At 69.1% G+C, this 10,033-nt stretch carries 9 protein-coding genes and 1 tRNA gene; 7 read left to right on the top strand and 3 right to left on the bottom strand.

Going from position 1 to position 10,033, the window contains the following annotated elements; genetic code table 11:
• Nucleotides 1-217: 217 nt before the first annotated feature.
• Nucleotides 218-1,075 (bottom strand): TauD/TfdA dioxygenase family protein, encoded by an 858-nt coding sequence (locus tag AC2YG9_RS21955; RefSeq protein ID WP_487300135.1) that lies wholly within the window; start codon nt 1,073-1,075, stop codon nt 218-220.
• A gap of 107 nt (nt 1,076-1,182) precedes the next feature.
• Between AC2YG9_RS21955 and AC2YG9_RS21950 the strand changes: the two genes are divergently transcribed.
• Together AC2YG9_RS21950 and AC2YG9_RS21945 are read left to right on the top strand one after the other, a co-directional pair.
• Nucleotides 1,183-1,824, top strand: coding sequence for a TetR/AcrR family transcriptional regulator (locus AC2YG9_RS21950; protein ID WP_487300134.1), 642 nt, complete (start codon nt 1,183-1,185; stop codon nt 1,822-1,824).
• Nucleotides 1,825-3,450: a long-chain fatty acid--CoA ligase gene (locus AC2YG9_RS21945; protein WP_487300133.1), complete on the top strand. Its 1,626-nt coding sequence runs from the start codon at nt 1,825-1,827 to the stop codon at nt 3,448-3,450.
• On the opposite strand, the gene AC2YG9_RS21940 is transcribed toward AC2YG9_RS21945, so the two are convergent.
• Complete coding sequence (locus tag AC2YG9_RS21940; RefSeq protein WP_487300132.1) at nt 3,436-4,104, bottom strand: DNA-3-methyladenine glycosylase I; 669 nt, start codon at nt 4,102-4,104, stop codon at nt 3,436-3,438. The two genes, AC2YG9_RS21945 and AC2YG9_RS21940, sit on opposite strands and share 15 nt — an antisense overlap.
• 113 nt (nt 4,105-4,217) lie before the next feature.
• Between AC2YG9_RS21940 and AC2YG9_RS21935 the strand changes: the two genes are divergently transcribed.
• Nucleotides 4,218-4,910: a hypothetical protein gene (locus AC2YG9_RS21935; protein ID WP_487300131.1), complete on the top strand. Its 693-nt coding sequence runs from the start codon at nt 4,218-4,220 to the stop codon at nt 4,908-4,910.
• A gap of 17 nt (nt 4,911-4,927) precedes the next feature.
• Here the strand turns inward: AC2YG9_RS21935 and AC2YG9_RS21930 are convergent.
• Nucleotides 4,928-5,020: transfer RNA gene (locus AC2YG9_RS21930), tRNA-Ser, on the bottom strand.
• A gap of 228 nt (nt 5,021-5,248) precedes the next feature.
• Between AC2YG9_RS21930 and AC2YG9_RS21925 the strand changes: the two genes are divergently transcribed.
• From AC2YG9_RS21925 to AC2YG9_RS21910, 4 genes are read left to right on the top strand one after another with little or no spacing between them, the layout of a single operon-like run.
• A complete protein-coding gene (locus tag AC2YG9_RS21925) occupies nt 5,249-6,805 on the top strand; it encodes an exopolysaccharide biosynthesis polyprenyl glycosylphosphotransferase (protein ID WP_487300130.1) in 1,557 nt (518 codons plus the stop codon).
• Between the two features lie 4 nt (nt 6,806-6,809).
• A complete protein-coding gene (gene hfsF / locus AC2YG9_RS21920; protein ID WP_487300129.1) occupies nt 6,810-8,258 on the top strand; it encodes a polysaccharide biosynthesis protein HfsF in 1,449 nt (482 codons plus the stop codon).
• Entirely contained in the window at nt 8,255-9,184 is a 930-nt protein-coding gene (locus AC2YG9_RS21915) for a glycosyltransferase family 2 protein (protein ID WP_487300128.1), read from the top strand. The genes hfsF and AC2YG9_RS21915 overlap by 4 nt, the downstream gene beginning before the upstream one ends.
• The gene (locus tag AC2YG9_RS21910) at nt 9,184-9,933 is read left to right on the top strand and encodes a polysaccharide deacetylase family protein (RefSeq protein WP_487300127.1); all 750 of its coding nucleotides are present in this window, start codon (nt 9,184-9,186) and stop codon (nt 9,931-9,933) included. Before AC2YG9_RS21915 ends, AC2YG9_RS21910 begins: the two co-directional genes overlap by 1 nt.
• Nucleotides 9,934-10,033: the final 100 nt, after the last annotated feature.

Here is a 10,033-nt window from a genome sequence, read left to right as displayed (position 1 = left end):
GTTTTCGCCGGCCTCAAAAGCGTCCTGCCAGCCCGTAGGCAGCCGACGCCTCAAACCGGCCTACAAACCCCGCGCGCAGACCTACGCCTCCGCTACGCCGCTGCCTACAATCACAGCCCCGTAGCCAACCGAAAAAGCACGCCCCGCCAAGGGCTTGCCGCATTCGCTCTGCTTGCCGGCCGATCGCCGGGTCATAATCGTAGGCCGCTTCGATAGCCTAGTAGGGCCGGTCGCCGACGATGGTCACCCGCTCCATGCGGCGCACGGCCGGCCAGTAGTCGCTGGCGGCATAGTGCTGGCTGGCGCGGTTGTCCCAGAAGGCGATGGAGCCCGGTTCCCAGCGGAACCGGCACTGGTATTCCGGGATCGCGGCCTGGGCGTAGAGGTGTTTCAACATGGCGTCGCTGTCGGCCTTGTCCCAGCCGACGATGTGCTGGGTGAAGGCGGCGTTGACGTAGATGCAGCGGCGGCCGGTCTCCGGATGGGTGCGGATCACCGGATGCTCGACCATCGGATACTGTTTGTTGAAGGCCTCGATCTCTTCCTCGGTCTTGCCGCGCTTGCGCATGGCCGCGCGGAAGTGGGCGAAGTCGTGCACGGCGACGGCGTCATCGACGCGGGCCTTTACCTCATCGCTCAGGCCCTCGTAGGCGGCGTACATGTCGGAAAACAGGGTGTCGCCCCCGACCGGCGGCAACTCGATGGCCCGCAGGATCGACCCCAGCGACGGCTCCAGCCGCCAGGTCACGTCCGAATGCCAGGTGTTCTCCCGGCCCCTGTTCTCCCTGTTATGGGTGATGGCTAGGATTTCCGGATAGCCCGGCTTGTGCGGCGCGAAGGGATGCACTTCCAGCGGCCCGAAGTTGGCGGCAAACGCGATGTGCTGGTCGGTGTCGATGTCCTGGTCGCGGAAGAACAGCACCTTCCAGTCGAGCAGGGCCTGGCGGATGGCCGCGACCTGCCCCGGCGTCGTCGGCTGGCTGAGGTCGATGCCGCCCACCTCGGCCCCGATGGTCGGGGTCAGCGGGGTCAGGGTCAGGCCGTCGAGCTCAAGGTGGCGGACAAGTTCGGTCATGGCTTCCTCCGGGGCTTCCTCCGCGCCGGGTCTGCGCCCGGAGACCCAAGTATGTTACCAATCGGTTTCATTTGACAAGCCCCAACGGAAAGGCCCCCTTACCGCCGATGGCAGACGGTTCCGCCCCCACCCGCAAACCCCGAGTCGATGCCGCCGCCCGGCGCGCCGAATACCTCGACGTGGCCGCGAAGGTGATGCTGGAAAAGGGCCTGCACGGGGCCACCATGCGCGACTTCGCCGAGGCCGCCGGCGCCGCCAAGATCCTGTTCTACCGCCTTTTTCCCTCTCGCGAGGCCATCGTCGACGCCATCTTCGAGCGCGTGGAGGGGACGGTCCTGGCCGCCTACGACGAACCCTGGACCGGGTACGGCTCGCTGGTCGCCCGGGTGCTGGAACGGGCCCGAAAGGACCCCGCCCCTTTCCTCGTGGTGCTGAAGAACTGCGGTGGCGGGGCCGACCGATCCGACTGGGGCGACCGCCTGCGGGCCATCTTCAACGAGCGTTCCCGCCCGCTGTTCGAGCCCAGGCCAGGCGCTCCCGAAGGGGCGGACGAACGCGCGGGTCTGGCCGGCGGCAGCCTGTTTGGCCTCTGGGTCGACCGCATGATCGTCTGGCTGGAGGAACGCGACGGCCTTGACGACGAGGCCCGCATCCGCTGGTGGACCCGCATCGTCCGCGAGTGGCGGCTGGCGTCGCGGGAAGCTTTCCGGCTAGACGCACCGCAACAAGAAAACTCTGAGGAAACGTAAGTGATCCCCGGCCTCATGCAGACCACCCCGCTGGTCATCACCTCGATCCTGCGTTTCGTGGAGACCGCCCACCCGCGCGTCGAGATCGTCTCGCGCACCGTCGAGGGCCGTATCCACCGCTATGACTACGCCGGCATGGGCAAGCGGGTCCGCCGCCTGGCCCGCGCCCTCGAAAAGCTGGACGTGAAATCCGGCGACCGGGTCGCCACCCTGGCCTGGAACACCCACCGGCATCTGGAGCTGTTCTACGCCGTCCCGGGCCTGGGCGCCGTTCTCAACACCGTCAACCCGCGCCTGTTCGACGACCAGATCCTCTACGTGCTGGAGCATGCCGAGAGCGCCATCCTGTTCTACGACCGCACCTTCCAGCCGGTGATCGAGCGCCTCGCCCCGCGCATGTCGACGGTGAAGACCTTCGTCCTGATGGCCGACGAGGATGGCCACGACGCCGGCGCGGTCGGCGCGCTCAACTACGAGACCCTGATCGCCGCGGAGGGCGAAGACCCCTTCCCCTGGCCCGCCCTCGACGAGAACGGCGGCGCCTTCCTCTGCTACACCTCGGGCACCACGGGCGATCCCAAGGGCGTGCTCTACAGCCACCGGGCCGTGGTCCTGCACGGCATGGCGGCGGGGCTCTCGAGCGCTTTCGGCCTGACCGCCTTCGACGTGGTCATGCCCTGCTCCAGCCTCTACCACGCCACCGCCTGGGGCCTGCCGTTCACCGCCCCGATCAACGGCTGCAAGCTGGTGCTGCCAGCCGAGAAGATGGACGCGGTCAGCCTTGGCGAACTGATCGCAAACGAGGGCGTCACCTTCTCCGGCGGCGTGCCGACCATCTGGACCATGTATCTCGCCCACCTCGACCAGACCGGCGGCAATGTCGGCACCCTGAAGCGCGTCATCATCGGCGGCTCGGCCGTACCCCGCGCCATGGCCGAGACCTTCAAGAAGAAGCACGGCGTCCAGGTCCTGCAGATCTGGGGCATGACCGAGACCTGCCCCCTCGGCGTTGTCGCCACGCCGACCCCCGGCCTGGCTGCCGGCGGCGAGGATCACGTCGATGAGGTCATCTGGACCCGCCAGGGCCGTCTGCAGTTCGGCATCGAGCTGAAGATCGTCGCCGAGGACGGGACCGAAGCCCCCCACGACGGCGAAACCAGCGGCGCCCTGATGGTGCGCGGCCCCTGGACCATCCAGCGCTATTTCCGCAAGGAGACCGACGCCGCCGACGCCGACGGCTGGTTCGACACCGGCGATATCGCCACCCTCGATGCCGACGGCTTCATGCGCATCACCGACCGCGCCAAGGACGTCATCAAGACCGGCGGCGAATGGATCAGCTCCATCGACCTGGAGAACATCGCCGTCGCCTGCCCGGGCGTGAAGATCGCCGCCGTCTTCGGCGTGCCGCATCCCAAGTGGGAGGAGCGCCCGCTGCTGGTCATCGAGACCCACGAGGGCCAGTCGGTGAGCAAGGAAGACGTCCTCGCCTTCCTCGAACCCCGCATCGTCAAATGGTGGATGCCGGACGACGTCATCTTCGACGCCGTCCCCCTGACCGCGACGGGCAAAATCGACAAGAAGGTCCTGCGTGAGGCCTATAAAGGCCGTCTAATCAACGCTTAGCGCCAATGTCCTAGAGATATGGGCGAAGGGCGCGCCGCTCTCTTCGGCCCACTGACTGAACGCCTTCTGGATGGCCCGCTGGGCCGTCTTCGAGGTCGTGGGCCCGTCGATGACCCCGGCGCCGGTCAGCGCCTTCACCACGTCCTGGGACAGGACCCAGCCGTCGCGGCCCATGAACCGCATGGCCATGGCCCCTGCCCCGCCACCCAGCCGGTCGCCGCGCTTCCTGAGCATCTCCAGCAGCCCGGCGTAGTCCTCGGCCGGCCAGGCCGCGAAACAGGCCCCGGCGCTGCCGTGCTCGGCGGCCAGGTCCATCAGCAGAGCGGCGTTCAGCTGGACGCTGCGCACCTTGGCCCCGTTGCGGATGATGCGGGTGTCCTTGAGCAGGCCGTCGAAGGCCTCGTCATCCATCTCCCGGCAGCGGCCGGGGTCGAAACCCCACAAGGCCGTCTCGAACCCCGGCCACTTCTTCTCGACCACCGTCCAGGAGAACCCCGCCTGAAAAACACAGCGGCTGATCATCGACAGCCAGCGGTCATCGCTGATCGCCGCCAGCTCGGCGGGCGTCTTCACTGCTGGCATCAGGGCGGCCAGAGCCTCGTCCCCGCCCTTGCGGGCGGCGGCGCGGGCGCGAAGGGTTTCAAAGCTGATCACGACGGCCTCCCCAGGCTTTCGCCCAGCATGCCGCCGCCGCCCCGGCCTGCAAAGCCTCTTGCCGTCGCCGCCCGGCGTTCGGCAAAATCGGCGCAAGACAGATGGGGGAGACCATGGATCGCACGATCGGCACACCGCGCCTCTGGGCCATCCTGGCCGGCGTCTTCGGCCTGGCCTCGCTGGCCGTGACCGTCGCCTTCCGCCTGCTGGGACCGGTGACCGCCGCCAAGGGCTGCTTGGCCGACGGCGCCGTCATCGACTTCGAATTCGCCCGCAAGGCCGATCAGCTGACCGAGATCTTCGGCGCCCCGGCCGATCCCTGCCGGGGCCTGGCCATCCACGCCATGGACGCGATCAACCAGCTGGACGTGATCGCCTACATCCCCAGCTACACCCTGTTCGGGATATGCGCGGCCCTGTTCATCAGCGGCGGCCGCCTGCGCTTGCCCAGCCTGCTGGCCATCCTCGCCGCAGTCGTCGCCCTCGTCGCCGACTACGTCGAGACCTTCACCCTGCTGGCGATCACCCCCGCCCTCGAGCCTCAGGCCGCCATGCTGCCGACCTCCTCGACCGCCGCCTGGATCAAGTTCGGCGCCCTGGCCGCCCACGCCTTGATCCTGGCCGCCGTCTGCCTCGAAAAGGAGCCGCGCCGCTGGATCCTCGGCCTCCTGCTGCTGGCCCCGGCGATCGGGGTGCTGGCCGCCTTAAGCAACGCCCAGAACGTCTGGCTGCTGACCGTCGGGTTCCTGCTGGCCTGGCTGCCGCTGCTGGGGCTGGCGCTCTGGCAGGCGGTGCGGCCGGAATAGGAAAAGGAAGAAACGCCTGGCGGTGACGGAGGGATTCGAACCCTCGGTACGGCTTTATACCGTACGTCGGTTTAGCAAACCGGTGCCTTCAGCCACTCGGCCACGTCACCCCAGGCGAGGGGCGCTGATAGCCGGTTCGGCGCGCCGTTGCAATCATCGGAAACGCCGCGTCGAGCCTGTTCCGATCAGACACCTCCCGTCTGATCGGAAAAACAGGCTCGCCACTTTGAGTGGGAGCGCGATTCACCCGGCGAACCGGGAGCCACTTCGCCGGATCGCGCTCCGGTGAACCGTGTTAACCGGGTGATCAGGGGCCTCATGGCAAGGTTACGGCCGTCATGACCATATCCCCTGCCCCGCAGCCCACCGATGAGCCTTGGGTCGCCGCCGCCAAGGCCTTGCGCGACGATCTGCGCCGAGGGCTGGTGGCCGATCCGGAGCCTGAAGAGAGCGACCGCCGCGGCCCGCTTCGTCCGGGCCGCCTGACCCCGCTGCGCAACCGCATCCAGGGCCAGATGGTCGGAAAGCTATTCCGCACCGTCGATATCGCCTCGCTCGTAGGGCTGGCCGTGATCGGCGCCCATTTCGCTACCCCGCAGGGCTGGATCAACGCCAGCCTGGCGCAGGTCACCCCCTATGGCGCCGGGGCCCTGATGCTGGCCTGGCTGCTGGGCGGGGTCGGCCTCTATCGCTTTCCGCGCCAGGGACGGCTGTGGACCCGGATGGTCCGGCTGGGGGCTGCTTTCGCTCTCGCCGGCGCCCTGCTGACGGCCGGCGTCTGGCTGGTCGGCGGCTCGCCGCCCTCCGAGGTGCTGGTCTCCTGGTTTGCCATGGCCTTCGTCAGCCTGGCCATGCTGCAGGGTATCTGGTGGGCCATGGTCCGCCGCTGGCGCACGGCCGGTTACCTGACCCCCAACATCGTCATTGTGGGCGCCACGGAAGTCGCCGACCGGCTGATCACCGCCGCCCTGGCCTCTCGCGAAGTGAACGTGGTCGGCGTCTTCGACGACCGTCTGGGCCGCGCTCCGCCCAAGATGCAGGGCGTGCCGGTGCTGGGCGACCTCGACGCCCTGATCGGCCATCGCATCATGCCCTACGTCGACCAGGTGGTGATCGCCGTCACCTCGGCGGCCAAGCCCCGTGTTCGGATGCTGACCGAGCGGCTCAGCGTGCTGCCCAACGACATCTGCCTGGTCGTCGACATGGACGGCGAGGCGGCCCAGAACGCGGTCATCAACCGCATCGCCGACGCGCCTCTGGCCCGCGTTTCCGGCGTCGCCACCGACGAGAAGCGGGCGGCGTGGAAGCGTCTGCAGGATCTGGGTGTCGGGACCCTGGCCCTGGTGCTGCTGGCCCCGGTGATGGCCATCGTCGCGGTGCTGATCAAGCTCGACAGCCCCGGCCCGGTCTTCTTCCGCCAACGCCGCCACGGCTTCAACAACGAGGAAATCCGCGTCTGGAAGTTCCGCTCGATGAAGCACGAGCTGACCGATCACACCGCGTCAAAACAGGTGACCGGCGATGACGACCGCGTCACCCCGGTCGGCCGCTTCATCCGCCGCACCAGCCTGGACGAGCTGCCCCAACTGTTCAACGTGCTGGCCGGCGAGATGAGCCTGGTCGGCCCTCGCCCGCACGCCGTCGGCATGAAGACCGGCGACACCGAGAGCTCGCGCCTCGTCGAGGAATACGCCCACCGCCACCGCCTCAAGCCCGGCATGACCGGCTGGGCCGCCGTCAACGGCTCGCGCGGCCCGGTCGACACGCCTGAGCTGGTCCAGCGCCGCGTGGCCCTCGACATCGACTACATCGAGCGCCAGTCCTTCTGGCTCGACCTCTACATCATGGCCATGACCATTCCCTGCCTGCTGGGCGACCGGCACGTGGTGCGTTGAACTAATGTTCTGGCGCGGCGTCCTTGGCTATCTGCCTGTCAACCTGGCCCAGGGCCTGGTTGGGTTGCTGACCATTGTCGTCTTCACCCGCCTGCTCAGCCCGGCCGACTACGGGATCTACGCTATCGCCTACTCGGCCATGGTTCTCAGCCACACCGCCCTCTTCACCTGGACCGAAGCCGCCATGGCCCGCTTCCAGGCCCAGGCGCGGGAGCGGGGCGAGACGGCCGATCACATGATGACCGTCTATCGGGCCTGGTCGATGCTGGGTCTCGGCTTCCCTCTGCTCGCCGGCATGGTCGCCTGGCTGGCCCCACTGCAGCACTCGCTGCGGGTCGCGATCAGCGCCGGCCTGGCGGCCATCCTGTTCCGCAGCTGCATCCGCCTGGTGCAGGAGCGTAGGCGGGCCGACGGCGAGGTCGCTTCGGCCGCCACCCTCGACATCGTCCAGACCATCGGCGGCTTCGCCATCGGCGCGGCCCTGGCGGCCATGGGCATGGGCGGGGCCTCGGCCCTGCTGGGCATGGCGGTGATCGCGGTGATCTGCCTGGTCTTCGTGCTGCCGGGCGAGCTGAAGCTGTTCAAGGGCGGTCACTGGCAGCCGCAGCGGGCGAAGAGCTACGCCCAGTACGGCGTGCCCATTTCCCTGTCGCTGATCCTGTCGCTGGTCATCGCCAGCACAGACCGCTTCGTGCTGGCCGCCTTTCTCGGCGAGGCCAGCGTCGGCGTCTATCACGCCGGCTACAGCCTCGCGAACCGCACCCAGGACGTGGTCTTCGTCTGGCTGGGTATGGCCGGCGGACCGGCCATGGTCGCGGCCCTGGAGCGCGGCGGCAAGGCGGCCCTGGTTCAGACGGCGAAGGAACAGGCCAGCTTCATGGTCCTCCTGACCCTGCCGGCCGCCGTTGGCCTGGCCCTCGTCGCTCTGCCCCTGTCGGAACTGCTGATCGGGCCCCAGCTGGCCCAGGGCGCCGCCCGGGTGGTGCCCTGGATCGCCGCCGGCGGCTTTTTCTCGGGGATCACCACCTACTACCTGCACCAGGCCTTCACCCTGGGCCAGCGCACCCGTCTGCTGATGGCGGCCATGACCTTCCCGGCCGGCCTCAACCTGGCGCTCAACTTCGCCCTGGTGCCCCACTTCGGCCTCGACGGGGCCATGTGGGCGACCACGGCCAGCTACGCCGCCGGCGCCGTTGCGTCCTTCACGCTGGGCCGCCGGGTCATCGCCCTGCCGCTGCCCATCGACACCTTGCTCAAGGCGGGCCTCGCCTGCCTGCCGATGATCCTGGTGGTCTCACTGCTGCCCGACATCGATGAGGTTCCAGAACTGGCCCTCAAGGCCGGCCTGGGCGCCCTGGCCTATGGCGTCACCGCCTGGATGCTCGACGCCGGCGGCCTGCGCAGCCATGGCCGGACCCTGCTGCGCACCCTGCGTCCGGGAGCCGCCGCATGACCGCCCAGGCCAGCGACTGGATCATCGACAATTCCCTGTGGGCCGGCGCCAAACCGCGCCTGTCGGTCCTGATCCCCTTCCTCGGCGACGACCCGGCCCAGCTGGTGCGCGAACTGGCCGCTCAGTCCCCCGATATCGAGATTGTCCTGCTCGACGACGGCGGCAAGGACGCCGCCCTGGCGACCCGCATCACCGAGACGGTCCAGGCCCTGCCCTGCCCCGCCCGCTTCGTACGGCTGGCCGCCAACGCCGGCCGCGCCAAGGGCCGCAACCGGCTGGCCTCGGAGGCGCGGGGCCAGCACCTGCTGTTCCTCGACGCCGACATGCTGCCCGACAGCGACACCTTCGTCGCCGACTGGCTGGCCATCGCGGCGAAAGACTCCGCCGTCGCCTTCGGCGGCTTCTCCTTCAAGCGCACGCCCTCCGACCGGCGCTTTGCCCTGCACCGGGCCATGGCAGAGCGCAGCGACTGCCTGCCCGCCGGGCAACGCGCCGAGAATCCGGAGAAGCACGTCTTCACCTCCAACCTGCTGGTCCACCGCGACGTGTTCGACGCCGTCGCCTTCGACGAGCGCTTCACCGGCTGGGGCTGGGAGGACGTCGAGTGGGCCATGCGGGTCGCCCGGCGCTGGCCGATCCTTCATCCGGACATTCCGGCCAGCCATCTGGGCCTCGACACCGCCGAGACCCTGGTCCGCAAGTACCGCCAGTCGGCCGCCAACTTCGCCCGCGTCGTCGAGGCGCACCCCGACGTCGTCAGCGGCTACGCCAGCTTCAAGGTGGCCCGACTGATCCGACACCTGCCCCTGCGCGGCCTGCTGCGCGAGGCCGCCCGCCTGACCGCCCTGACCGGCGTTCTGCCGGCCGGCGCCCGCGCCTTCGCCATGCGGCTCTACCGCGCCGCCCTCTACGCCGAGGTCGTCTGATGGACGCCTATTCCGCCGACCGATCCCTGCGCGGCAAGCTGCGCCGCCGTTACACCCGCCTGGCCTTCCGTAAGCCGCTGCGCCTGTCGCTCGACCGGCCGATGATCACCTTCAGCTTCGACGACGTCCCGGCCACAGCCGCCCTCGCCGGCGCCCAGGTGCTGGAAGCGGCCGGCCTGCGCGGGACCTTCTACATCTGCGCCGGCCTCGAGGACGGTGACGGTCCCATGGGCCGCTACGGCTCGTCGGAAGACGCCCGCCGCCTGGCCGCCGGCGGCCATGAGGTCGCCTGCCACACCTACAGCCACCTCGACTGCGGCCAGGCCGACCAGCCGACCATCGCCGCCGACGTCGCCCGCAACGGCGTCGCCCTGGCCGAGCGCGGCGCTCCGGACCCGGTCAGCTTCGCCTACCCCTACGGCGACGTCTCCTTCGCCGCCAAGAGGGCCCTGGGCAGCCGTTTCAAGACCCTGCGCACCGTCCAGGCCGGCCTGGTCACCGACGGCGCCGACGCCAACCAGCTGCCCGCCGTCGGCATCGAAGGCGAGGACGGTGAAGCCAGGGCCCTGCACTGGATGGACGAGGCGACCCGACGCAAGGCCTGGCTGATCCTCTACACCCACGACGTCGCTGACACGCCGTCGGCCTGGGGCTGCACGCCGCAGGCCCTGGCGCGGCTCGCCGGGAAGGCCAGAGCGTCCTTCGACGTGGTGACCATGGCGCAAGGGGCGGCCCGGGCCGGCCTCTGAGTTTCGTTAACGACCGGTATACGGCTGCGCCGTTAAGGATTGGGCGACGCGACAGAATGCGCGGCCTCCCACGATTGGTCCGTTAGCGGACTCGTGGTCT

The sequence above is a fragment of the Caulobacter sp. SRI_014 genome (assembly GCF_057586315.1).
Note: the sequence above shows the minus strand (reverse complement) of the source record. Positions and strands in the feature narration are given on the sequence as shown.